At 43.1% G+C, this 24,082-nt stretch carries 22 protein-coding genes and 4 tRNA genes; 18 read left to right on the top strand and 8 right to left on the bottom strand.

Annotation, left to right across the window (positions count from 1 at the left end; genetic code table 11):
- Positions 1-2: 2 nt before the first annotated feature.
- The 6 genes from MHB83_RS04685 to MHB83_RS04660 form a co-directional block, all read right to left on the bottom strand.
- Positions 3-911: an isochorismatase family protein gene (locus MHB83_RS04685; protein ID WP_342496691.1), complete on the bottom strand. Its 909-nt coding sequence runs from the start codon at positions 909-911 to the stop codon at positions 3-5.
- Between the two features lie 19 nt (positions 912-930).
- Positions 931-2,550 (bottom strand): (2,3-dihydroxybenzoyl)adenylate synthase, encoded by a 1,620-nt coding sequence (locus MHB83_RS04680; protein ID WP_342496690.1) that lies wholly within the window; start codon positions 2,548-2,550, stop codon positions 931-933.
- 24 nt (positions 2,551-2,574) lie between these two features.
- Positions 2,575-3,756 carry an isochorismate synthase DhbC gene (dhbC, locus tag MHB83_RS04675; RefSeq protein ID WP_322000082.1) on the bottom strand — a complete coding sequence of 394 codons (1,182 nt, stop codon included), beginning with the start codon at positions 3,754-3,756 and terminating at the stop codon, positions 2,575-2,577.
- Positions 3,757-3,782: 26 nt separating this feature from the next.
- Complete coding sequence (locus tag MHB83_RS04670; protein WP_212046517.1) at positions 3,783-4,568, bottom strand: 2,3-dihydro-2,3-dihydroxybenzoate dehydrogenase; 786 nt, start codon at positions 4,566-4,568, stop codon at positions 3,783-3,785.
- Positions 4,569-4,575: 7 nt separating this feature from the next.
- Positions 4,576-5,457: an alpha/beta hydrolase-fold protein gene (locus tag MHB83_RS04665; protein WP_342496689.1), complete on the bottom strand. Its 882-nt coding sequence runs from the start codon at positions 5,455-5,457 to the stop codon at positions 4,576-4,578.
- A 567-nt stretch (positions 5,458-6,024) separates the two neighbouring features.
- Positions 6,025-6,882 (bottom strand): hypothetical protein, encoded by an 858-nt coding sequence (locus tag MHB83_RS04660; RefSeq protein WP_251190555.1) that lies wholly within the window; start codon positions 6,880-6,882, stop codon positions 6,025-6,027.
- Between the two features lie 109 nt (positions 6,883-6,991).
- Between MHB83_RS04660 and MHB83_RS04655 the strand changes: the two genes are divergently transcribed.
- The 3 genes from MHB83_RS04655 to MHB83_RS04645 all read left to right on the top strand — a co-directional run bounded on the left by MHB83_RS04655 (position 6,992) and on the right by MHB83_RS04645 (position 10,076).
- A complete protein-coding gene (locus MHB83_RS04655; protein ID WP_050944654.1) occupies positions 6,992-7,948 on the top strand; it encodes a DUF4885 family protein in 957 nt (318 codons plus the stop codon).
- A gap of 220 nt (positions 7,949-8,168) precedes the next feature.
- Entirely contained in the window at positions 8,169-9,533 is a 1,365-nt protein-coding gene (gene dnaB / locus MHB83_RS04650) for a replicative DNA helicase (protein ID WP_003214779.1), read from the top strand.
- 129 nt (positions 9,534-9,662) lie between these two features.
- Positions 9,663-10,076 carry a VOC family protein gene (locus tag MHB83_RS04645; RefSeq protein WP_003214623.1) on the top strand — a complete coding sequence of 138 codons (414 nt, stop codon included), beginning with the start codon at positions 9,663-9,665 and terminating at the stop codon, positions 10,074-10,076.
- A gap of 32 nt (positions 10,077-10,108) precedes the next feature.
- Here the strand turns inward: MHB83_RS04645 and MHB83_RS04640 are convergent, their stop codons facing one another.
- Positions 10,109-11,314: a cytochrome P450 gene (locus MHB83_RS04640; RefSeq protein WP_342496688.1), complete on the bottom strand. Its 1,206-nt coding sequence runs from the start codon at positions 11,312-11,314 to the stop codon at positions 10,109-10,111.
- 106 nt (positions 11,315-11,420) lie between these two features.
- Here MHB83_RS04640 and MHB83_RS04635 point away from each other — a divergent pair, with 106 nt between their 5' ends.
- From MHB83_RS04635 to MHB83_RS04620, 4 genes are all read left to right on the top strand, one after another.
- Positions 11,421-12,032 carry a TetR/AcrR family transcriptional regulator gene (locus MHB83_RS04635; RefSeq protein WP_226804532.1) on the top strand — a complete coding sequence of 204 codons (612 nt, stop codon included), beginning with the start codon at positions 11,421-11,423 and terminating at the stop codon, positions 12,030-12,032.
- A 216-nt stretch (positions 12,033-12,248) separates the two neighbouring features.
- The gene (locus MHB83_RS04630; protein ID WP_050944651.1) at positions 12,249-13,538 is read left to right on the top strand and encodes an adenylosuccinate synthase; all 1,290 of its coding nucleotides are present in this window, start codon (positions 12,249-12,251) and stop codon (positions 13,536-13,538) included.
- A 136-nt stretch (positions 13,539-13,674) separates the two neighbouring features.
- Entirely contained in the window at positions 13,675-14,808 is a 1,134-nt protein-coding gene (locus MHB83_RS04625) for a DUF418 domain-containing protein (RefSeq protein ID WP_342496687.1), read from the top strand.
- A 15-nt stretch (positions 14,809-14,823) separates the two neighbouring features.
- Positions 14,824-15,033, top strand: a complete 210-nt coding sequence (locus tag MHB83_RS04620) for a hypothetical protein (RefSeq protein WP_050944649.1) — start codon at positions 14,824-14,826, stop codon at positions 15,031-15,033.
- Between the two features lie 29 nt (positions 15,034-15,062).
- Here MHB83_RS04620 and MHB83_RS04615 read toward each other — a convergent pair whose 3' ends face one another.
- Positions 15,063-15,587, bottom strand: a complete 525-nt coding sequence (locus MHB83_RS04615) for a peroxiredoxin family protein (RefSeq protein WP_012011881.1) — start codon at positions 15,585-15,587, stop codon at positions 15,063-15,065.
- A 343-nt stretch (positions 15,588-15,930) separates the two neighbouring features.
- On the opposite strand from MHB83_RS04615, the gene MHB83_RS04610 reads away from it, so the two are divergent.
- The 11 genes from MHB83_RS04610 (at position 15,931) to MHB83_RS04560 (ending at position 24,069) form a co-directional block, all read left to right on the top strand.
- A tRNA-Lys gene (locus MHB83_RS04610) sits at positions 15,931-16,006 on the top strand.
- A gap of 6 nt (positions 16,007-16,012) precedes the next feature.
- Positions 16,013-16,084: transfer RNA gene (locus MHB83_RS04605), tRNA-Glu, on the top strand.
- Positions 16,085-16,165: 81 nt separating this feature from the next.
- Positions 16,166-16,242 (top strand) — tRNA-Asp (locus tag MHB83_RS04600).
- A 27-nt stretch (positions 16,243-16,269) separates the two neighbouring features.
- Positions 16,270-16,342, top strand: a tRNA-Phe gene (locus MHB83_RS04595).
- 348 nt (positions 16,343-16,690) lie between these two features.
- The gene (gene yycF, locus MHB83_RS04590; RefSeq protein WP_003215017.1) at positions 16,691-17,398 is read left to right on the top strand and encodes a response regulator YycF; all 708 of its coding nucleotides are present in this window, start codon (positions 16,691-16,693) and stop codon (positions 17,396-17,398) included.
- A 7-nt stretch (positions 17,399-17,405) separates the two neighbouring features.
- A complete protein-coding gene (gene walK / locus MHB83_RS04585; RefSeq protein ID WP_137054106.1) occupies positions 17,406-19,244 on the top strand; it encodes a cell wall metabolism sensor histidine kinase WalK in 1,839 nt (612 codons plus the stop codon).
- Positions 19,234-20,613: a two-component system activity regulator YycH gene (gene yycH / locus MHB83_RS04580; RefSeq protein ID WP_284907576.1), complete on the top strand. Its 1,380-nt coding sequence runs from the start codon at positions 19,234-19,236 to the stop codon at positions 20,611-20,613. Before walK ends, yycH begins: the two co-directional genes overlap by 11 nt.
- Entirely contained in the window at positions 20,600-21,463 is an 864-nt protein-coding gene (yycI, locus tag MHB83_RS04575; RefSeq protein WP_137054108.1) for a two-component system regulatory protein YycI, read from the top strand. Before yycH ends, yycI begins: the two co-directional genes overlap by 14 nt.
- A 6-nt stretch (positions 21,464-21,469) precedes the next feature.
- On the top strand, positions 21,470-22,264 hold the full coding sequence (locus MHB83_RS04570; RefSeq protein WP_342496686.1) for an MBL fold metallo-hydrolase: 795 nt from the start codon (positions 21,470-21,472) through the stop codon (positions 22,262-22,264).
- Positions 22,265-22,345: 81 nt separating this feature from the next.
- Positions 22,346-23,533: a S1C family serine protease gene (locus tag MHB83_RS04565; protein WP_309217771.1), complete on the top strand. Its 1,188-nt coding sequence runs from the start codon at positions 22,346-22,348 to the stop codon at positions 23,531-23,533.
- Between the two features lie 68 nt (positions 23,534-23,601).
- Positions 23,602-24,069, top strand: coding sequence for a GNAT family N-acetyltransferase (locus tag MHB83_RS04560; protein WP_226804528.1), 468 nt, complete (start codon positions 23,602-23,604; stop codon positions 24,067-24,069).
- The last annotated feature ends 13 nt before the right edge of the window (positions 24,070-24,082 follow it).

The raw sequence follows: 24,082 nt of genomic DNA, 5'->3' as shown, positions 1-24,082 counted from the left end.
CTTTACAAGTAATCGATATTTGGGATAGATGGCTGTTTTTCTGGGAAGAGAAGAGTCCGCCAAGACGTGAGCGTTGGATTAGCTGCAAGCTCAACGAAATTGACTGTCGCTCCTTGCTGTCTCCATTTTTCCGCTAGACTCATCATTCTAATAGAATCAAGTCCAAGATAGACGAGATTCTCGTCAAACGGTATTTCATTCGGCTCGATTTGGATATACTCAGCTACTTGGTGAACGATAGCATCAAAGGATAGATCATCACCGTCTGCTTCCTGTCCTGTTAAACGACGAATGATTTGGCTTGTCGTTGTGGTTACCGCACAGCGTTCAGCTGCATAGGTCATTGCCATTTTGTGATGCTTAAGTGAAAAGTCAGCGACGGCATCGGCGACAAAAAAGGTTTCAATATCAAGCATGAATGCTTCTGCGGCTGTCAGCATACAGCCAATATGTGCATATACGCCAGTAATGATCAGTTGATCACGCCCGCCTTCGTGAAGAATATCTAAAAAATTGGATTTTTTGAATGCGCTATAACGCCATTTTGTCAGCATTGTATCTGCTTCAGATGGAGCAAGCTGATCAATGATTTTTGTCAATGCTTCATCATCACCAAGTCCAGGCCCCCAAAAATCTGTTAATAAGGCACGATCCTTCGGGTCTTGGTCACCAGGTTGAGCTGTATAGACGACAGGAATGCCAAGTTCTTTGCATGTATCACGTAATTGTTCAATATGCTGCACTAACTCTGTGATCGGTGAAGTATCTTGTTGAAATGCATTTAAAAAATATTGCTGCATGTCATGTATTAGCAGGACAGCGCGTTTCGGATCAGGGATCCAGTTCACTTTATTTTCGGGTAAATCTTGTATGCTTGGCATTGGATACGCAGGAATAGTAGGGATTGCCATGGTTTTCACTCCTCTTTTTTTATACGTTGGCAGTATGGATTGAAGCTAATTCTCTTAATGCTTTTTTACTGACTTTGCCTACACCTGTTTGTGGGAACGCCTCGATCCATTCAATGCGGTCGGGAATTTTATAGGCAGCGAGCCCGCGTTCTCTTAGAAATGACTTTAAGGCGTGTGGTGCTGGCTTGTTGTTTCCTTTCGCAATAACAAAGGCACATGAGCGTTCGCCAAGAAACGGATCTGGCATGGACACCATGGCGGCATCATGAATGTCAGGATGCGCAAGTAAATGATTTTCAACTTCTTCAGCGGCAACCTTTTCGCCGCCACGATTGATTTGATCCTTGTCTCTGCCTTCTACTACCACATTTCCTTCTTTTGTTAATCGCACGATGTCACCTGTTCTGTAAAAGCCATCGGCTGTAAATGCTTTCTTGTTTTGTTCATCGGCTTTATAGTAGCCGCGAATCGTATAAGGTCCTCTTGTTAAAAGGTGTCCAGCCACTTCATTCGGGACGGGCTTGTCCTCATCATCTACCACTAGTACCTCATCATATTCAGACATCGGGCGTCCTTGTGTGTGAATAATGACATGTTCAGGATCATTCAATCTGGTATAGTTGACCAGACCTTCTGCCATGCCAAAAACTTGCTGTAACTTACACCCAAGGGCAGGCATCACTCGTTTTGCTGCCTCGGCGCTTAATTTAGCACCACCGACTTGTAAAACCTCAAGACTCGATAAGTCATCTGATCGATGTGGAGCGGCTTCTAGCCAGATCAATGCAATAGGCGGAACGACTGCGGTAATTGTTGCCCGTTCTTTTTCAATGAGTGGAAAGACGACATCAGGACTTGATCCCGGTGCAAGAACGACTCTTCCACTTGCGTATAACGTCCCAAGGACTCCAGGCGAGCTTAATGGATAGTTGTGCGCAACTGGAAGTGTAGCTAAATACACACTATCTTTTGTGAGCTCGCACACCTCATTGCTTTTCCAAAGACTATACATATAGTCATCATGTGTACGAGGTATGAGCTTAGAAAGGCCTGTGCTGCCTCCTGATAACTGAAGAAATGCAATATCACTTGCCTCTACATGAATTTGAGGATCAAGTGCTGGGTCCTTGCGCAGATCATCCAAGTCAAGGAATTCCTCAGCCTTCCCTGCAACAATGACATGAGGTAATGAGGGAAGCTTTTCTTTCACTTGACGTGCGAGTGATCGATAATCAAAGCCATCATGGATATCTGGTATGACATATGCATCTGCTTCGGCAAACTCAATAAAATAAGTGATTTCGCTGCTTCTATGAGATGGCAGTGAGAAGACGGGTAAAGCACCGATTCGAAATAAAGCGAAAATGACTTCAAAAAAAGCAGGAATGTTAGGAAGCTGCACGACAACTCGACTGCCCTTTTGAATTCCAAGCTGGTGGAAACCGGCGGCAAGACTGCTGACGCGCTCATCAAGTTCTTGGTAGCTCATGTGCGTATCAGCGTATGTAATCGCAGTTTTATTCCTTAACGATACGGCGCGTTCACGAAGCATACCGCCAAAGGTTTCTCCACGCCAACAGCCGTTTTCACGGTAGCGTTTTGCAAATTCTTCTGGCCATGTAGGTGGTTGAACAAACATGTTTTTGTCATCTCCTATGTATTTTTATAGCTGGTGGATGCCCATCGCACGAAGCATCGTGTTAAATTTTGCAGATGTTTCGGCTAGCTCTTCTTCTGCCTTAGATCCTTTGACCACTCCTGCACCAGCAAAGAGGCGAAGGGATTGATCCTCAGCTTCTGCACAACGAATGGTGACAATCCAATCACCATCACCATTTGCATCTGCCCAGCCGATCATTCCTGTGAAAAATCCTCGATCGAAGGGTTCAATTGCTTGGATTGCTTCACGTGCATCTGCTGTAGGTGTTCCGCATACTGCGGGTGTTGGATGAAGGCTCAGCGCTAAATCAATTGAGGATACACTGGAATCTGCTAATTCACCTTTTACGACAGTAGATAAATGCCACATCGTTTCTGTTTGTATGACGGATGGTGATACAGGCACATCTAACTTACGACAGTAAGGAGCAAGCGCTTTAGTGACAGCGTCGACAACCACTGCATGCTCGTGTAAATCCTTCGCTGAAGTAAGGAGTTCATCGTGACGGCGCTGGTCTTCTACTGGATCTGAACTACGCGGCCGAGAACCAGCGAGCGGATTGGAAATCACAGATGAACCCGTTTTTGAAAGAAGCAGCTCAGGACTTGCCCCAAGAAGTGTGCGCTTTTGGGGAGATTTCGGATCAGCTACATTTGCAGCAAACGTATAGCCAGTCGTATTGTGACGAGCCAGCCGTTCGAGTATTGCTTTCGTATGAATGTCTTGATTTGATTTGAGATGGAGAGATCGAGAAATGACGATTTTGCTAAGCTCTCCTTTTTCAATTTTAGCTAACCCTTCGTTCACACCATTCATGTAGACTTCAGGAGAAGGGACAGGTGTCACCTCATAGGATGGCGATGTCACTTCCGATTCCTCATCACCTTGATGAAATTCGAGTGGATCACTAAACTGTACATGGATTGGCACATTTAAACGAACGGGTTGCGCCGGATCAAACGGAACAGCACCAGCAATAATTGGTGATTGAATACCAGCTTGTTTGGCAGTGTCAAATACGTGCGCTACCCTTGTGGAGAGTTCATTGAGCTGATTGGTTTCAATATGCTGGAAAATCCCTTCTGCAAGTATTGTACGTTTAGGGGAAGCAAGGAAAAAAGCGCCTGGCTGATAGTCTTGAATCAACTGTACTTTTTCTTCTGACGGGAATAATGAATGTTTCATGAAAAGGCCTCCTTTTTGATGAAATGCTAGATTCCGAGTGTTGCGCCACCATCAATCGTGAGATTCTGCATCGTAATATGACTGGATTGTTCAGATGCAAAGAAGATGACTGCATCAGCGATGTTTTGAGGATCAGCGATTTTTTGTAAAGGAATACCGGTTTTATACGTCTCTAATGACCCTTTGATCACATGGTCTGCGCCTTGTTCATCAGACCATAAAGCCCATTGCATAGGTGTTGCGGTAGAGCCAGGAGAGACAACATTGCATCTGATTCCATAGTCTGCCAGCTCTAATCCAAGCGTTTTTGTAAAGGAAGTAGCTGCTGCCTTTGAAGCGGCATAGGCAGCCATATTCATTCTAGGAATGGCACCTGCGTTAGAGCTGACGGTCACAATGACCCCTGCTGATCTTTTCATCATGTATTTGGAGACAGCTTGTGATACATAAAAGACACCATGTGTGTTGACTGCGAAGGTTTGTTGCCAGTCATCTGCACTAAGCTGGTCAATAGAACTGATTCGAAGAATGCCTGCTACATTGACTAGTAAATAAATGGGTCCAAGCTGTTTTTCAATTTGATTGATCATGTGCTGAACAGATGCTTGATCGGTAATGTCACCTGGATAGGCAAAGGCACGTAAGCCTTCATCATTCATTTGATGGACGGTGCTTTGAAGCTGATCCTCATTTGCGTCAACTGCTGCAATGATCGCACCTTCGTCGGCTAGTCTTTTTGCGACTGCTTGTCCGATACCTTGCCCTGCGCCTGTGACAAGGGCAATCTTTTGAGATAGACCACTATGTTTCATACGTTCACTACCTTTCTTTCATGTCTGTGGTTGTTAAAAGATCATCATGATAGAGCGCAAAACGAAAAGCGTAATTCATCAGCACCGGTAAAACGGACGTATGTCCTTCTTCAGGGAACTCGTGATAGGCCGTATGTAAGCCATATGAGGATAAAGGCAGCATACGATTTGCTAGTGACTTTGCATGAGCATTCATTTGACATGGATGATGTTTTTCTAACTCACCTACACCTACAAGCAGCCTGACATTCATAGGCACCTGACGTATGCGGTTGGTGAATTGGTGTTCTTTTTCTAGAAATAAATTTTTGTTCCAGTGGATAGAAGGACTGCCTGCAATATATGTCTGATAAGCATCAGGGTGCTCAAATAGTGTGTGTAATACAAAAAGACCGCCAAGAGAATGCCCAAACAGTGTTTGACGACTTAAATTGATCGGAAAGCGTTGCTCGATATAAGGCTTCACAGTCTTTTCTAAAAAAGAAAAGAAAGCAGAGGCCCCACCATATGTATGGATGGAGAAGTCTTTTCTTTTGCCCCCGATGGAAGCGTCAGGGCTGGTAAGAGTGAGATCATAATGCCTGAGCGGATGATAGGGCACTTCTGTCTGATAGCCAATTCCAACAATGATGGCAGGTACAACACCTGTTTTTTCAGGTCTTCTTGACTGTAAACGAATGGCTTCGACCATTGTGCCAAAAAGTGAATTCCCATCAAGCACGTACATGACTGGAAAACCAGCCGCTGGAGGAGTAGTATTCGGTTTAAATATAAAAAGTCTGTATGGGTGTGCTGTGATATCTAGTTGCTCCGTCCCGGGTATAAAAAAAGGACGGCTTTCTCCGAAAAAAGAATCCTCAGTACCCATTCCTTCAGGGCGTTTGGACATATGTGACAAATCTCCTTCCTCAAATTCGACTCTCATACGATGATAAAAGCAGGCTTGTAGCTATTGGATGAGTGTAGTACTTGAAGAATGGCTTCTCCAAATGAAAATGATTCTCAACTATCCACAAGCAAAACAAATGATAATGGTTATCAATTATGAAGTCAAATGTTCATCAAGTTGTGTACTTGATTTTTTTATTATAATATTCAGAAAATAAAGGACTAACTCACTAACAAATGATTTGAAATAGGGAATATCGGACCTTGTCATTTAAAAATAGGAGAAATGTCAAAAGACCTTGACTGCCTCGGAATTTTTACCATTTTCTTCTGTTTGATACAGGAATAAATATGGGCTTTTCTTCTTGAAATGATTTTGAGGAAAAATAAGTCTATAGACTCATTTGTATTTTTAGGGACATTGAGGAGGATTTTGCGAAAAGTAGGTGATCTCATATCTCAAAACTGATTCAATAGTATGCACAGCTTTTTTAAGAGTGGCGAATGATAACAATTAAAAAAAGTAAGGGATGTACCCTTACTTTTTAATTCTGTAAACACCATTCAATTAGAATCCATCTGTGACATCATATTCGTAACGGATATCGGCTTTGACATTGCTCATAGTAGATCTCGCTGTAGCCTTTGCGTTGTACTTAAAGCTCCATTTTTGCGCGACTTTTAATTGATCTTCAAGAGAAATACGGTAAGAACCACTTGTTGCAGATGAAAAAATGGATTCGTTCCAAATCTTGTTTTCATCAGCCATCAGCTTGTGAGTAACATTTCCTTGGTTAGGTGATTGTGTACTTGTTGTTGAAATCGATTTAACGATTGCATTTATAGGGATAGAAGAATTGCTCGTTAAATCCATTGTAATGATAGAAGAATCAACTCCTAAAAAATTCAAAGAAGTGTTCCCCATGTTGGTAGCGGCTCCCGTAAAATTGAATGTTCCATTTCCAGATTTGATGCGATCTTGAATGGAGACAGTAAAATACATATTCCCCGTATATGTACCACGGGTCACTTTCACAAAATAAGTTTCTGAAGTAGAAGTAACGTCACCAGTATTTGCGAATATAAAGGGTGTTACTGAATCGGGATTAATTACTCTTGATCCTGGCTTAGAACTCTTCGAATTATACACCTCGATTTTCATCCCTGTATATTGCTTATCATATGAACTTCGCACATAAACCCTTTCACCCTTATTGATCGTGAACTGATAATACGCTTCATTTTCACCTTCAGGTAAGATTGTCGTATCTGGACGACTATATTTCCAATATCCCATTGAGCTTGCTGTGTTAGGACTGTTATTCCCCGTAATTGCTGCTTCTGCTGAATTAGGTGCAAAAAAACTAGTAACAAGCACTAATACCAATGCAGGTAATAAAAAACGTTTGAAGATAGTATTTGTCATATTTTAACCCTCCTTGTAATAATTACTATATCGGATCAAAACTAACAAAATTTAACTGAATTGCCGATATATTTAATAATCACTAATTTTTTTAAAAAGGAGAATCAAAATGAATATTAATACGTCATACATGGCAGGTGCTTCAAACAATCAGAACCGAATAGACTATAAGGGTCAATCAGCTATCAAAAGTACAAATGATGTAATGACCGAAGCTGATAGACGAATGAAAATATTAGATGAAAAATACGAAAAAATAAATGAACAAAATAAACGTTTCGAAAATCCCCATGGCCATATACACGATAAGTATCGAAATCCACGCTCTCCTTATTTCAGGAGTGATCTAACTAAAGTAGAAAGAGAAGCTGCATATACGATGGAGATTGGCTGGGCTAATTCTGGAAAAGGAGGTCAATATGACTTTAATGACGCTATCTTCCGTAACGAAAAACGGTACGATCCCACCCAAGAAAGCGTAGAAAAGAAAATATTCAATCGACAAAAGGTCAACGAACAATTGCAAGATTTATTCTCTAAAAACGGTATAACCATTCCTAAAAACACAAATTTAACTTTTACCATTGACCCAAATCATTTCAAATTAGTGGTGAGTGGATCAACAGATGAATCGCTGACCAAACAAATAGAAGACCTATTAAATACAAGCAACAATACAAGAGAATTGTTTTTCCATATTATGAAAAGTAGAAATGATGATTCTACTCAATTCACGCCTGATTCTCTTGCAAAGTTCCATCTTGTGAATCAAATCAAAACGGTCACAGGCTACAATTTAAAGGATTTAAGCATTGTAAATGGTCAATTTGTAACGGATAAAGGGACGAATATTTTTGATATATACAAAGAAGATCTCCTGAAAAACCCATACACAGCAGAACATGCACGAATTGCCGCTTCACATTACGGAGCACAGCTGTTTGATCTAGCGAAAAACGGGTTTGATTCTATTCCCGATTTGGTGTTATCAATTGGTTATCAAAACGGGTCTTTACATGACATTGGGCAAAAAGAAAATTATGGAGTGAAGAAAACGATCGATTAACAACATGTGAACGGTAACAGATACAAATTCCATTAGCGGCAATGAAGGACTCTATAACAATTGATGTTACAGGGTCTTTTCTATTGAGATGCGTTGGTTGGCTGTTCAACGAAACATCCTCATGGTAATTTTGACTATAGTCGATGTTTTTCACTTTTTTATTGATGAAAATGTTAAAATGATGAGTAGCGTATTTTTTTATGAAAGGACGGTGCTTGGCATGACGGAACTTCTCGATGACCGGCTGCCGCCGCAAAATATAGAAGCCGAGCAGGCCGTATTAGGTGCTGTTTTTTTAGAACCATCTGCGCTCACGCTCGCTTCTGAGGTATTAATTCCAGAGGATTTCTATAGAATGTCGCATCAAAAGATTTACAATGCGATGCTTGTACTTGGTGATAGAGGGGAACCGGTCGATCTTGTTACGGTGACTTCTGAACTGGCCAATACAGATTTACTAGAAGAGGTAGGCGGGATTTCGTATTTAACCGATATTGCGAATTCTGTCCCAACTGCCGCAAACATTGAATACTATGCAAAAATTGTAGAAGAGAAATCAATTTTAAGACGTCTGATCCGCACGGCGACAACCATTGCACAGGATGGGTACACGCGTGAGGATGAAGTAGAGGATCTGTTGAGTGATGCTGAAAAGACCATTATGGAAGTGGCGCAGCGTAAAAACTCAGGAGCCTTCCAAAACATTAAGGACGTGCTTGTTCAGACATATGATAATATTGAACAGCTTCATAACCGAAAAGGCGATATCACAGGGATTCCAACAGGTTTCTCCGAGCTTGACCGGATGACAGCTGGATTCCAGCGAAATGACTTAATTATTGTAGCGGCTCGTCCATCAGTAGGGAAAACAGCCTTCGCATTGAACATCGCACAAAATGTTGCGACCAAAACGGACGAAAGTGTCGCCATCTTTAGTTTAGAGATGGGGGCTGAGCAGCTCGTCATGCGTATGCTTTGTGCAGAGGGGAATATCAATGCACAGAACCTAAGAACCGGTAATCTGACAGAAGAGGACTGGGGCAAGCTGACAATGGCGATGGGCTCGCTATCAAATAGTGGGATTTTCATAGATGATACGCCTGGAATCAGAGTAAGTGAAATTCGTTCGAAATGCCGCCGCTTGAAGCAAGAAAACGGTCTTGGCATGATCCTGATTGACTACTTACAGCTCATTCAAGGGAGCGGACGATCAAGCGATAACCGTCAGCAAGAGGTTTCTGAAATCTCTAGGGCATTAAAATCACTGGCAAGGGAGCTTGAAGTTCCAGTTATTGCTTTGTCTCAGCTTTCACGTGGAGTAGAGCAGCGTCAGGACAAACGTCCGATGATGTCTGATATTCGTGAATCAGGAAGTATTGAGCAGGATGCCGATATCGTGGCATTCCTTTATCGTGATGATTACTACGACAAAGAATCAGAGAATAAGAACATTATTGAAATCATTATTGCCAAACAACGTAACGGTCCAGTTGGTACAGTATCACTGGCGTTCGTCAAAGAATATAACAAATTCGTCAACCTGGAAAGAAGATTTGACGATGCGGGTGTTCCGCCCGGTGCTTAAAGCCCAGCTCAAGAAGCTGGGCTTTTTTTGATGGATCTACATCGAAAGAATGATTGAAAAACGGTCGAAATGAGGAGGAGAGAAAGACAGAGAAATCGTATACTAAAAGGAGAAAAGGAGTGATGACTGATGAAATTTCAACAGTTCGAAGCCGCTCAATTACGCATCGCACGCCCAACCGTCAACATGGAAGAGGTTGTGTCCTTTTATGAAGAAGGCTTAGGGCTCAAACGAATAGGCTCGTTTGATCAGCATGAAGGATATGACGGCGTCATGCTGGGACTTCCTCATCAGCATGTTCATTTAGAAATCACGAAGCATGAAGAAGAAGAAAGTCTGCCCTCCCCGCATCCAGAACAGCTTCTTGTGTTCTATATTCCAAATGCTGAGGAATTTCAGCAAATGAAAGAGAGGTTGATCTCATTTGGCGGACGGCAAGTCACCTCTACAAATCCATATTGGGAACGGGGAGGAGCAACCATTGAAGACCCAGATGGGTATCGCATTGTGCTCATGAACACAGATGGAATCACCCCCGTTTAAAAAAAGACTCCCATGCCCGGGAGTCTTTTCTGTTATGAACGAGGCGTGACGCGCAGTTTCAGCTCTTTCAGTCCATACATGCTGCTGCTTGTCATCGGAACGTAAGAAAGGAGCTCTAACGCCTCATATCGTTCGATTAAAGTCTTTATAGCTGTACATGCTTCAAGACGTGCTAGTGGTGCGCCAAGACAGAAATGGATGCCGTGCCCGAAACCAATATGAGGATTAGGGTGGCGGTGTATATCGTATTCGTGTGCGTTTGAAAATTGACGCTCATCTCGGTTGGCGGAAGCAAGAAACACAATCACATTGTCTCCCTTTTTCAACACTTCTCCTCCAAGCTCTGTATCTTTTGTGACATAACGGACGATCGTAGGAGCCGGTGCACGAAAACGGACGGCCTCCTCCACCGCGCGTGGGATGAGTTCAGGTGATTGGGCGAGCGCTTCATAGGCACCCGGCTGTTCTAACAAGCTGAAAATCATATTGGAGATCAAGTTGGTGGTTGTTTCGTTGCCGGCTAAAAGGAGAAGATTACAGAATGGTATTAGTTCATCCGCTGACAGTTTTTCTCCATTCTCCTCCGCTTGAATGATGAGGGAAATCAAATCATCACCGAGATTGTGACGTTTCTTTTCAATGGTGTCTGCAAAAAACGCCATCATGTCAGCTTCTCCTTTGTCACGTGTTTTCTGCCATTCAGCTACATCCTCCTCATTTTCACTTTTAGGCATGCTGACGAGAATATCTGACCATTCTTTAAAAGATTGTTTATGCTCTGATGGCACACCTAAAAGCTCTGCAATGACAATGACAGGAAGCGGATAAGAAATGTCTTGCACTAGGTCAATCTCTTTTTTTTCTTCAAGTTGTGCCATGAGTTCATCCATTAATTCATGAATACGAGGCTCCCACAATTTCATGACTCGAGGGGTAAAGGCTTTGCTGACAATGGAGCGGATACGAGTGTGATTGGGAGGGTCCATCATCACCATTGTTTTCATCAGTGAATGCTTCCGCTGGTTTTTAGGAGGCTGACTCGAAAAGCTATCTTTATCGATTGTCACACGCTTTGCTTCCTCGTAGGTGAATACACTCCACGTTCGGCTGGCTTCGTCAAAATGAACAGGTGATGTCTGGCGCATGTTGGCATACCAATCAAATGGGTGATACGGGTCCTGCTTGTTCTTTCCTCTTAATAACGTTTTTTGCACGGCACTTGGGGTTGTTGTTTCCATGATCATCACTCCTTATAGGTTGTCAGATGCTTCCTTTTTTTCAATGTGTTAGATTAAAGTTAATTCATCAGCCTGGAGGATTCAACCAACAGAAAAGCGAAATCTGTTGAAGAAAATAGGAAGGGGAGAGCGGCTTGTGGCGGACTGCTACAGAGGGGATAAGCGCGCAACGGAATCAAAGCAGCAATTAAGAAAAGCATTATTTCAGTTATTAAGCGAGAAAGAATGGGGGAAGATTTCTGTACAGGATTTGACGAAAGTGGCGGGCATCCACCGCACGACCTTTTATCAGCATTATGAGGATAAATTTGATCTTGCCCAGCAGGTGATGGATGAGATGTTTGATGTGATGAAATGTGCCATTTTTGGGCCTGTACAAGAAGGTAATTTGGAAAAAGAGCATGCGGCATATGTGTATATTTTTCGATTTTATCAGCATTTGCAAGAACACGAAGAGGAGTATCAAATTCTCTTGAAGCGAGGACGAGAGCTCAATATTCATGGAACGGTTCGTGCTTTTTTTGAAGAAAGCTTTTCTTTGGGGGTAAAGGGGGTTGCGGGCTCAAAGCCTGATCCGCATCTCGTTCCTATCGACATGCAGAAGCAATTCGTCATTTCGGCTTACGTTGGAACAGCTGAATGGTGGCTGAGGACAGGGAGACCGTACTCACCTGATTTTATGGCAAGCTCTATGATTCATTTAATTGAAAATCAATAGAAAGTAAGAATAATCAAAATTGTTGTTTTTACTCAAAATCTCCCTTTTTAAGCGCTGAAGAAGTGATTAAAGCGCTTTTTCTCATATTTAAAACGAACAAAATTTGATTTCGAGATATTAATGTTCGGATTTCGCGTTGACTTTTTCGTTTTGCATTGATAAAATAAATGTGTTTGAAAGAGATAACGTTTTGAAAGGTTAACGGAGGTGCACGATATGTCTTCAGTAGTCGTAGTAGGTACGCAGTGGGGTGACGAAGGGAAAGGGAAAATTACCGATTTCCTTTCAGAAAATGCAGAGGTGATTGCCCGTTATCAAGGGGGAAACAATGCAGGTCACACGATCAAATTTGATGGAGTGACTTACAAGCTACACCTCATTCCGTCCGGTATTTTTTATAAAGAAAAAACTTGTGTCATCGGTAATGGAATGGTGGTTGATCCTAAAGCGTTGGTCACTGAGCTTGCGTATCTTCACGAACGGAATGTGAGTACAGATAACCTCAGAATCAGCAATAGAGCCCATGTGATTTTGCCTTACCATTTAAAATTGGACGAGGTAGAAGAAGAGCGGAAAGGGGCTAACAAGATCGGTACGACGAAAAAAGGAATCGGACCAGCTTATATGGACAAAGCAGCTCGTATCGGTATCCGTGTCGCAGATCTATTAGATCGTGAAGTATTTGAAGAGAAGCTTGCACGTAATCTAGAAGAGAAAAATCGTCTTTTAGAGAAAATGTACGACGCAGAAGGCTTCAAGATTGAAGATATTTTAGACGAGTATTATGACTATGGTCAGCAAGTGAAAAAATATGTCGTGGACACATCTGTTGTCTTGAATGACGCACTAGATGAAGGCCGCCGCGTGCTATTTGAAGGAGCACAAGGTGTGATGCTTGATATCGATCAAGGGACATATCCATTTGTTACGTCATCTAATCCAGTGGCTGGAGGAGTGACGATTGGTTCTGGTGTAGGACCAACGAAAATTCAACATGTGGTCGGCGTGTCAAAAGCGTACACAACACGTGTTGGAGATGGCCCATTCCCGACAGAACTCCATGATGACATTGGCGATCAAATCCGTGAGGTTGGCCGTGAATACGGTACAACAACTGGACGCCCGCGCCGTGTTGGCTGGTTTGACAGTGTGGTTGTCCGACATGCTCGCCGTGTGAGCGGGATTACAGATCTATCTCTTAACTCAATTGATGTATTGACAGGGATTGAAACATTGAAAATCTGTGTCGCTTATAAATTGAACGGAGAAATCACAGAAGAATTCCCAGCAAGTCTAAAAGAATTAGCGAAATGTGAGCCTGTCTACGAAGAAATGCCAGGATGGACAGAGGATATTACAGGCGTGAAGAATTTAAGCGAACTGCCTGAAAATGCCCGTCATTATTTAGAGCGTATTTCACAATTAACAGGTATTCCACTTTCCATTTTCTCAGTCGGACCAGATCGTTCACAAACGAACGTTGTCCGCAGCGTGTACCGTCCATAATCATAGACTGATCAGACACCAGTAAAATTGCACATTTTACTGGTGTCTTTTTGTTTAAAAATTTCTTAATTTCAGTAGAACAAGCTTCCGATCATTACCAAAATATGATAACTGTATAGGGGGAAGGAGCGTTCTAGTGAAAGAAAGAATAAGATTATTAGATATTTTAAGAGGTTTCGCCATATTAGGCACATTGGGAACGAACGTCTGGTTTTTTGCCTATGCAGGGGATATCTTTGCGACAGATCAGATTGCAGATGAATATGAGAATGGTAGTTTTCTAGAAAGCCTTGTTTCCATGTTCGTCTATGGGAAAATGCTCTCGCTGCTTACTATCATGTTCGGTGTAGGGCTAGAACTCAAATACCAGCAGGCCAAAAGAAAAAACACGCCTTGGCCGGGTACATATTTATGGATTCTTTTATTTTTATTTATCGAAGGCTTTGTCCATTTTGCACTTGTGATGGAATATGATGTGCTCATGAGTTACGCTGTCACCGGTTTGCTTGTGGCATTTATTGTGCGAGGAGGGAGCAAGCGTATCAAAAGAGGCATGCTCTTCTCTGGAGTCATTCATCTGCTTGTTCTGTCCTGTCTGATGGTGTTCGCCCTCTCTGAAATGGAAACAGCATCGTATGATCAAAGCAGTGAACCGGCGCTGGAAGAGCAGCTACCAGAGACATGGATCTCACAGGTTCAAGAACGATTACAACACTTTTTCATGTACCGGGGGGAAGCGATCTTTATCATTCCAATGAACACATTTCTGTTTTTATTAGGTGTGCGGATGATGAGAGCCGGTGTTTTTTATGCAAACGAACGCGGGCAATCTCTACGGAAAAGATTATTCCGAATCGGTCTGTGGGTGGGTTTGCCGCTGAATGCACTTGTCTTCGTTCCGAACGAACTAGTGGAATTCGTTGTGCGCTATGCGTTTTCGCCATTCCTCTCTCTTTTCTATATCGCTGTCATTGCGAAGCTCCTAGCTCACACGGAGTCATGGTTCATGTGGAATTGGTTTGAATATGTAGGGAAAATGGCACTCAGCTGTTACATCCTGCAAAATGTCATCTGCTCGGTTCTTTTTTATAGCTGGGGATTGGGTCTTGGCGGGCAAATCAACGCCCCTCTTATCGTATTGGCATGGCTGCTCATTTCTCTTCTGCAAATCGCCATATCAGCATGTTGTCTAAAGGTTTGGAGAATTGGTCCAATGGAATATATTCGTTCGCAGGCACTTCGCCGGGTGATGAAGAAGAAAGCAGCATAAAGGGGAATTATTATAATGTTTTTCAAAAAAAGTACGAAAAAAGAACAAGCGAATGCACATAAAGCAGCAGGGCCGGCATTTATCTTTTATCTTCTCGCATTAGGAGGACATTCGCTGTACTCTTATTTCCAGGGTGATAAACCACCCGTCACTTTTGTGATTCTCATGTCGGGTCTTCTTGTGTTTTTCGTCGCAGACTGGATATATCATAAAAGGAATTCATAAAAGAAGCCCTCGTCATGAGGGCTTCTTTCTTATTTCACGCTTTTATATTGGCCTTTTAAGTTTTTGCGGATGTACTGAATGATTTTGCGCAGTTCGTTGGCATGCGGTCTGCCAAACGGACTTGTTTGTCTTTGCTGATAGAGGACTTGGCCCTTTTCGTTTAATAAGAAATAGGCAGGTTCCCCGTGCACTCCGTGATCTTCATAAGGAGCATCTTCTCCGTGATAGTGGACTTCATATGCTTTTAATGAAGTGAGGTCCTTGTCAGACATGATTGGGAAGGATAGTCCTTCTTTATCGGCAAATTCCTTCAAGTCATCAGAATGATCCGTTGAAATCGCCATTAAGTGGATATCCTTGTCTTGAAAGTATGACTGCTGCTGTTCGAGCTCTTTCAATTCTTCTACACATACTGGGCACCATGAGCCTCTAAAGAAGACGATGAGGTGCCAGCTTTGATGCTCCTCTAAATGTTTGTGAAAATCAATATGTTCGCCCTGAATGGTTGGAAGTGAAAAATTGGGCATTTTATCTCCTAATTTGAATGAACTCATACTGCTTCCTCCTTTTTCAATCACAATGTCACTTGTTTCATGTATAACCAATTCCAGGAGGTCTAAAACGTTTCTATGTGCTTGAATAGGTAGTGATCATGAAAAGAGGCAGCAAAAATGAAGGCGGTTGCAAGTAGAAGGGATTTGGCAGGAGATTTCAAATCCGACACTTTTTTTAAAAAAAATGTCGAAAAACGTATTGCCATATGTAATTACTCTATGATATTATAAATCTCGTTGTTGCAAAGGTCTCTGAAACTTGTTAGGATGCGATGTTCCAGCTTTTTTAAAGCGATTGGTTTGACGCAATACAACTTCTTCAGAATTACTTTTCACAAACCGAGAGCCATTAGCTCAGTTGGTAGAGCATCTGACTTTTAATCAGAGGGTCGAAGGTTCGAGTCCTTCATGGCTCACCATGTATTGGCCCGTTGGTCAAGCGGTTAAGACACCGCCCTTTCACGGCGGTAACACGGGTTCGAATCCCGTACGGGTCATTGATTTACTTTAGCGTTAAGCTAATTTTTCCTCACTTGCTTGGAAGAGCACCACGATTGCTTTTTCGGGCAAGTTACTGAGGTCCGGTAGTTCAGTTGGTTAGAATGCCTGCCTGTCACGCAGGAGGTCGCGGGTTCGAGTCCCGTCCGGACCGCCATTTATACTTATTCATCTTTTTGATGATGGCTCGGTAGCTCAGTTGGTAGAGCAACGGACTGAAAATCCGTGTGTCGGCGGTTCGATTCCGTCCCGAGCCACTTCCAAACGCATCTGCAATCGCAGGTGCGTTTTTCTTATGAAAAGAAGGCATAAAAAGGGAGAAGCCGGACCTAGGTAGGGCCCGGCTCCATAAGAAGAAGACGTTACATCTATATAGACGATCAGTGACTGGAAAAGTTTCAATAAAAAAGGAAAAAAACCATCATTTTTTTGAGTATCGTCTTCCTATCCAACGATTGCTAGAAAAGAAAGCCGTTATTATTTTTATCTTTGCCACGTAAAACGTTATAATAGACAGTGAACCTTTTTTGCTCAAATGAAAAAGGTCTGATGAGACATGCAAAAATGGAATGACATAGATGCTAAAAATGCAGGAGGAAATCACAATGGAAAAAAAGATTCTTGTCGTAGATGATGAAAAACCGATTGCTGATATATTGGAGTTTAACTTAAGAAAAGAGGGCTATGAGGTTCATTGTGCATATGACGGCAATGAAGCCCTTGAAATGGTAGAAGAAATCAAACCGGACATTATTCTGCTCGACATTATGCTACCGAACAAAGATGGCGTTGAGGTATGCCGTGAAGTGAGAAAGAAATATGACATGCCGATTATCATGCTGACAGCAAAAGACTCTGAAATTGATAAAGTCATCGGTCTTGAGCTTGGCGCAGATGATTATGTGACGAAGCCATTTAGCACGCGAGAACTGCTTGCCCGTGTGAAAGCGAATTTGAGAAGACAAATTGCTACGCCGCAGACAGAGGAAGAATCTGAATCAAATGATATTGAAATTGGATCACTTGTCATTTATCCAGATGCGTATGTGGTGTCTAAGCGCGAGGAAACGATTGAATTGACGCACCGTGAGTTCGAATTGCTTCATTACTTAGCGAAACATATCGGACAGGTTATGACACGTGAGCACTTGCTGCAAACCGTATGGGGCTACGATTACTTCGGGGATGTCCGTACAGTAGACGTCACCGTCCGCCGTCTTCGTGAGAAAATTGAAGACAACCCTAGCCACCCGAGCTGGATCGTGACAAGACGAGGCGTCGGCTACTATTTAAGAAACCCAGAGCAGGACTAAGATTCTTATGAATAAAGTAGGTTTTTTTCGCTCGATTCACTTTAAATTGACCTTAATTTACGTGCTGCTGATCATTGTCGCCATGCAGATCATTGGCGTGTACTTTGTGAAGCAGCTAGAGCAGTCCTTAATTAATTCATATGATAATTCCTTGAATCAGCGAATCTACTCGTTATCGTATTACCTAGAACAAGATTCATCGAAAAGCAAGGCAGAATTAAAAGAGGATGCTCAAAAGATATTAAACGACTTTAACAACAAAGATGAGTCTAATGAAATTTCTGAAGTCAGCTATATCGACGAAAGCAGAGAGGTGATTGCCTCTGTGAATAACGGCAGTCAGGAGATTGCCGGCAAGAAAATCACAGATCAAATCATTAGCCGGATTTTCGCAGTAGGCAAAGACTATGAAAAGAAATTCTATGACCCAGAATCCAATAAACGGGTGCGTATTTCTGCGACAGCCGTGAAAAATGAAAACCAAGAAACTGTCGGTGTGATTTATGTTGTGTCTTCGATGGAGAGCGTGTTTAACCAAATGCGAACCATTAACACCATTTTGGCAACTGGCACACTAATCGCACTTGGGACGACCGCACTACTTGGGATCTTCATCTTTAGAACAATCACTCATCCTATTTCGGATATGAGGAAGCAAGCGATCGAGCTCGCCAAAGGGAACTTTTCCAGAAAGGTTCGAAAGTATGGACATGATGAGATTGGCCAGCTTGCGACGACCTTTAACCATCTGACGAGAGAGCTGGAGGAAGCGCAGCTGATGACGGAGGGTGAGCGGAAAAAGCTTTCTTCGGTCATTGCCTATATGACGGATGGCGTCATCGCAACGAATCAAAACGGTGCGATTATTCTATTAAACAGCCCAGCATTAGAGCTGTTAAATGTTTCACGTGAAACAGCTCTAGAGATGCCGATTACGTCCTTACTGGGCCTCGAGGACACGCATACCTTTGAAGATTTAGTCGAAAATCAAGATTCCATGCTGATAGAAATCGAACGCGAAGATCAGCTGTCTGTTTTGCGTGTAAATTTCTCAGTGATTCAGAAAGAGCACGGGAAGATTGATGGTTTAATTGCGGTCATTTACGACGTCACAGAGCAGGAGAAAATTGATGCAGAACGCCGTGAATTCGTCGCAAACGTATCACATGAACTGCGCACACCGCTGACGACGATGCGAAGCTATCTTGAGGCACTGGCTGAAGGCGCAATTGGTGATAAAGAGCTTGCGCCAAGGTTCCTCAGTGTCACGCAAAATGAAACAGAGCGTATGATCCGTCTTGTTAATGACCTGCTGCAGCTGTCTAAGTTCGATAGCAAGGATTATCAATTCAACCGTGAGTGGACGAATTTTATCAGGTTTATCTCATTGGTCATTGATCGTTTTGAAATGACGAAAGAGCAGCATGTCGATTTTATCCGCAATCTTCCGCAGCGTGAAATATATGTGGAAATCGATCAAGATAAAATCACACAGGTGCTCGATAATATCATTTCCAATGCCATGAAATACTCGCCAGAGGGTGGACATATCATGTTTACCGTTGATTTGGATGAGGAGAATGGTCTTGTATTATTCAGTGTCAAAGATGAAGGGATTGGTATTCCGAAGAAGGATATGGATAAAATCTTTGAACGTTTTTATCGAGTGGATAAGGCGAGAACAAGAAAACTTGGCGGAACCGGCCTAGGCCTTGCGATTGCAAAAGAAATGGTTCAGGCTCATGGCGGAGATATTTGGGCTGACAGCATTGAAGGAAAAGGAACAACGGTGACCTTTACCCTTCCGTACAATGAAGAACAAGAGGATGATTGGGATGAAGCGTGAGACCTTTAAAACCATAATATTGACAATCCTAATTGCGATCAGTCTTGTGTTTACGTGGAATATTTGGATGTTCCAGCCCGTCATGCAGGACCAGGCAGATGCCGGCACTCAGGTCGTGGAAACGAAGAAGATATCAAGCGATGAGCCTAGAAGCCTCATTGATGTCGTGAAGCCGCGCGAGATGTTCATCCATTCAAATGGGGAGCATTTGAAAGTGGATCAAAAGGAACTCTTTCAAAACTTCTGGAATGATGTGAGCCTTTGGGATGTGAAAGAGATTTCGGATGTGTCAGATCAATATTCGGAGCAGAAATTTAAGAATTTCTTCTATGGAAGCGGAGGACAGGGGAAGACATTGGATCTTGTGTTCAATGACCCAATTCCGATTGATATTTTCCAAGCGTTGTTTAAATGGCCGAACAAGTCCATTGAATACAACTCGTTTGACCGGATGATTGTGCCGTTCTCGCAGCAGGACAAGGCCAATAAGAAAGTTTATTTGGTTTCATACAGCAAGGAAACGGTGCTTGAGCTGACAATAGAGTCCGCTAACTATCGAAATCTCATGGACAGTATCGCAGCTGCTCAAAATGAGATGCCGCACTATGATCTCTATACATTCTCAGCGAATTCGAAACGAGATTTCCTCCTTCCGAGAAAGCAAAAGCAGCTTGAAGCGAAAATGTTCTTTATCGAAACGATTAAGACAAGTAAATTCAAGGACGCTTTGTTTACGGATCCAAGTCTAGTCGGCGAGGAGTCTAATTTAAACCGGACGGTGTACACAGATGGCACAAGTCGTCTTGAAGCCAATCAAAAAGACCACCGCATCCAATATCAGCATCGCAATATCAACAGCAGCACCGTTTTCCAAACGGGAGATTTGATCAAGCGAAGTGTGAAGTATTTCAATGATACGGGGAGCTTTACCGATGACTATCAATACTTTGGCATCAATAGCAACCAACAGCTTTCCTTTAATATGTTTATGGATGGCCTGCCGATCGTCAACAGTACAAAGCATCCATTTGGGATGACCTCTCTTGAAGTACAGTGGGCGAATGACGACATCTTGAATTACAAGCGTCCAAACTATATTCTAGGCAACAAAGCGAGTCAGAGTGAACAAGTCAAGCTGATGAACGGGACAGAGCTGAAGGACTTAATCGTCAAGCAGACGAAATATGATGATCTGGAGAAAATTGAGCAAATTTTCCCGGCCTATCAAGCTGCTTCCACCGCATCAGATCAAGATCAAGCGATGTTTGTCTGGCTGGAGCCAGTATGGTGCATGAAATACAACGGCAAAACCGTGATTCTATCGCATGATTTGTTGACAGAGGGGAGCGAGAATCATGGAGTGGAATAAGACCAAAACGATCTTTATCCTAGCCTTTCTCGTTCTCGATATCTTTCTAGGTTTTCAATACTTTGAAAAACGATCAACCGATCATTTTGCGATTATCGAAAAAACGGATACGCTGGAAGAAATGAAGGCAGACGGGATCAAATATGGCAATCTATCAGATGAAGCGAAGATTGGCTACCGCATTACAGCTGAAAAGAAGCAATATACGAAAAAGGATGTCGACGAATTAGCTGATCAAAAGGCGAAAAGCACATTCCCGAAAACAGACAAAGATGATCCGGTCACGCTGCTTGAAATGACCTTCACTAAACCAGTGGCCTTGCCGAAAAAAGATATGAAAACAGCGGCGGCAAACCTTGTGAACCAGCGTTTGCTGGATGGGAAGAACTATAAGCTGTGGAGTATTGATGAAGAGACAGGGAAGATCGTCTTTTTCCAAACGTATAAAGGGAAATACATCTTCCAAGAGGGCCTTGATGACTCCGAAACCATCGGAAAAATCACCCTAGATCTAAATGATAAAAACGAGGTCGTATCGTATCAGCAGTCGATGGTGACATCGATTAATGAAGTGAGAAAAGAAACCCTTGTGCCAGCGCTTGAAACCGTGAAGGACTTATATACGCAAAACATGCTGAGCCAAAACACGACCGTGAAAAAGGTAGAGCTGGGCTACTATACGCAATACCCAGGTGCAAGCACGCAGGTCATGGTGCCTGTATGGCGAGTCGAGCTTGAAGGCGTATCAACTGGTTCAAAGAAAAAGACAGAGGAAGAATATTTGATCAATGCCATTGATGGCTCAACACTTGATCATATAGAGAAAGATGACAAATCTTCAATGGAGTGAGAGAACATGAGCTTGCAGTTCAGTGTACTAGCGAGCGGCAGTACGGGGAACGCTTTTTATTTAGAAACAGACGAGCATGCCTTTTTAGTGGATGCTGGGTTAAGCGGCAAACAGATGGTCGAGCTGCTTGGTCAAATCGATCGCAAGCCTGAAGACTTGGACGGCATTTTTGTGACACACGAGCACTCAGATCATATTAAAGGGCTCGGTGTCATGGCAAGAAAGTACAAGCTCCCTGTCTATGCAAATGCGAAAACATGGAAGGCGATGGAGACTCATATTGGGAAGATTGACGCAGAGCAAAAATTCCATTTTGATATGGAAACCGTCCAATCCTTTGGCGGTCTCGATGTTGAGTCCTTTGGCGTCTCACATGATGCGGCCGAGCCCATGTTTTACGTGTTCCATTATGGCGGGCGCAAACTTGCTCTAATGACGGATACAGGCTATGTCAGTGATCGTATGAAAGGCATCATTCAGTCAGCTAATACATTTGTATTTGAGAGCAATCATGATGTTGGTATGCTGCAAATGGGCCGATACCCGTGGAGCATTAAGCGTAGAATTCTGAGCGATGTCGGACATGTTTCAAATGAAGATGCGGCTCTTGCGATGACAGATGTCATTGGAGATGCCACCTCACGCATTTACTTGGCTCATTTGAGTCAGGACAACAACATGAAGGATTTAGCCCGTATGGCGGTCCAGCAGACGCTTGAAATGAAAGGCTTTGTTGTCGGGGATGGCTTTGATTTATATGATACGGACCCGAAAAAAGCAACCCCGCTTTGCGCCGTATGATTTTTACAATCGTATGATTAAGATAAGAGCTTCTTACCAACACTATATACATCATCTATTCACTGAAAGGAAGGAAACATAGTGGATTATCGCGATGTAGAGTGGAAGCCGAGACGAAGCAGAAAAGGATATTTCCTATCTGGTCTGATCGGTGTATTGGTAGGAGCTTTTTTAATGGGATTCTTTTTCCCCTATGTAACAGGACAGAGCGGCAGTCCCTTTGGGTGGCAGCAGAACGGAGATGGGCAAGCAGCACAGGGCCCTTTAAAGACCGTCAATGTGAACGTCAATGATGCCGTCACAAAAGTCGTATCTCATATGTCGGATACGGTTGTAGGCGTCATTAATATCCAAAAGTCGAGCTTTTGGGAAGAAGGCGGAGAGGCAGGCAGCGGGTCAGGTGTGATTTATAAGAAAAAGGGTGACACCTTTTATATTGTGACCAACCATCACGTCATCAAAGGTGCCAACCAGCTTGAAGTGAGTCTTCAGGATGGGACAAGAATTGGCGCCAATCTTGTCGGAAGCGATCAGCTCATGGATTTAGCAGTTCTCACCGTCAAAAGTGATAAGATCAAGCAAACCGCAGCCTTTGGCAATTCAGATCATGTGAAACCCGGTGAGCCAGTTATCGCCATTGGAAATCCATTAGGGCTTGAATTCGCAGGCTCTGTCACACAAGGTGTCATTTCGGGAACGGAACGTGCGATTCCTGTGGACTCGAATGGAGACGGACAGGCAGATTGGAATGCGGAGGTACTGCAAACAGATGCCGCCATCAATCCAGGTAACAGCGGTGGAGCCTTGATCAATATGGACGGAAAAGTGATCGGCATCAACTCAATGAAGATTGCAGAATCAGAGGTAGAAGGCATCGGGCTTTCTATCCCGGCGAATCTCGTCATCCCTGTCATAGAGGATTTAGAACGTTACGGAGAAGTGAAGCGTCCGTATCTAGGTGTTGGCATGAAATCTTTAGCAGATATTGCGAGCTATCACTGGGAGGAAACGTTGAAGCTGCCATCTAACGTCACATCAGGAGTTGTCGTGATGAGTGTCGAGTCTTTGTCTCCAGCAGGAAAAGCGGGGCTCAAAGAGCTGGATGTTGTCACCTCCTTTGATGGCAAGAGTGTACAGAATATCGTAGACCTTCGTAAGTATTTATATCAAAAGAAAGTCGGCGACAAAGTAAAGGTGCAGTTTTACCGAAGTGGAAAGAAAAAATCAGTAGAAATCAAACTTTCTCAAACCGACCGATTCGGCGGATAACCAGTTCCTTGATGGGACTGGTTTTTTTTGCATGCTCATCATATGATGGAGGAAAGGGGGCGGTATGATTGGTTACACTACAACCAATGACACAAGCGGATTACGATGCATTGATGGAGAAGTCCATTCAGCGGTACGCAGAAGAAAAGGTACTCGCAGGGACATGGGAAAAGGAAGAATCACTTGCGAACGCCGAAGAACAATTTGGTCGGCTCCTTCCTGAAGGTCTACAGACAGAGCATCATGAGCTATGGAATCTCTTGAATGGGGAAGAAGCGATTGGCTGGGTTTGGCTTTGTTATGACCCCAATCACCCGCAGAAGGAAGGATTCATTTATAACTTTTTCTTATTCGAAGCTTTTCGAGGGAAAGGCTTTGCAAAGCAGGCCATTGCTGCATTAGAGGAGCAGGCAAAGTCATTAGGCGTGCAGAAACTCTCGCTTCATGTCTTTGCTCATAATCAAATTGCCCGTTCACTGTATGAGAAGACGGGATTTGAAGAAACCGGAATCTATATGAGTAAACCTTTATCATAAAGAAGAAGCACCG

Origin of the sequence: Bacillus sp. FSL K6-3149 (assembly GCF_038630515.1) — a bacterium.
GTDB lineage: Bacteria > Bacillota > Bacilli > Bacillales > Bacillaceae > Bacillus > Bacillus pumilus.
Note: the sequence above shows the minus strand (reverse complement) of the source record. Positions and strands in the feature narration are given on the sequence as shown.

Coding starts and splice junctions, on each gene's coding strand:
- MHB83_RS04685 (WP_342496691.1), bottom strand. CDS start 911: ATGGCAATCCCTACTATTCCTGCGTATCCAATGCCAAGCATACAAGAT.
- MHB83_RS04680 (WP_342496690.1), bottom strand. CDS start 2,550: ATGTTTGTTCAACCACCTACATGGCCAGAAGAATTTGCAAAACGCTAC.
- dhbC (WP_322000082.1), bottom strand. CDS start 3,756: ATGAAACATTCATTATTCCCGTCAGAAGAAAAAGTACAGTTGATTCAA.
- MHB83_RS04670 (WP_212046517.1), bottom strand. CDS start 4,568: ATGAAACATAGTGGTCTATCTCAAAAGATTGCCCTTGTCACAGGCGCA.
- MHB83_RS04665 (WP_342496689.1), bottom strand. CDS start 5,457: ATGTCCAAACGCCCTGAAGGAATGGGTACTGAGGATTCTTTTTTCGGA.
- MHB83_RS04660 (WP_251190555.1), bottom strand. CDS start 6,882: ATGACAAATACTATCTTCAAACGTTTTTTATTACCTGCATTGGTATTA.
- MHB83_RS04655 (WP_050944654.1), top strand. CDS start 6,992: ATGAATATTAATACGTCATACATGGCAGGTGCTTCAAACAATCAGAAC.
- dnaB (WP_003214779.1), top strand. CDS start 8,169: ATGACGGAACTTCTCGATGACCGGCTGCCGCCGCAAAATATAGAAGCC.
- MHB83_RS04645 (WP_003214623.1), top strand. CDS start 9,663: ATGAAATTTCAACAGTTCGAAGCCGCTCAATTACGCATCGCACGCCCA.
- MHB83_RS04640 (WP_342496688.1), bottom strand. CDS start 11,314: ATGGAAACAACAACCCCAAGTGCCGTGCAAAAAACGTTATTAAGAGGA.
- MHB83_RS04630 (WP_050944651.1), top strand. CDS start 12,249: ATGTCTTCAGTAGTCGTAGTAGGTACGCAGTGGGGTGACGAAGGGAAA.
- MHB83_RS04620 (WP_050944649.1), top strand. CDS start 14,824: ATGTTTTTCAAAAAAAGTACGAAAAAAGAACAAGCGAATGCACATAAA.
- MHB83_RS04615 (WP_012011881.1), bottom strand. CDS start 15,587: ATGAGTTCATTCAAATTAGGAGATAAAATGCCCAATTTTTCACTTCCA.
- yycF (WP_003215017.1), top strand. CDS start 16,691: ATGGAAAAAAAGATTCTTGTCGTAGATGATGAAAAACCGATTGCTGAT.
- walK (WP_137054106.1), top strand. CDS start 17,406: ATGAATAAAGTAGGTTTTTTTCGCTCGATTCACTTTAAATTGACCTTA.
- yycH (WP_284907576.1), top strand. CDS start 19,234: ATGAAGCGTGAGACCTTTAAAACCATAATATTGACAATCCTAATTGCG.
- yycI (WP_137054108.1), top strand. CDS start 20,600: ATGGAGTGGAATAAGACCAAAACGATCTTTATCCTAGCCTTTCTCGTT.
- MHB83_RS04570 (WP_342496686.1), top strand. CDS start 21,470: ATGAGCTTGCAGTTCAGTGTACTAGCGAGCGGCAGTACGGGGAACGCT.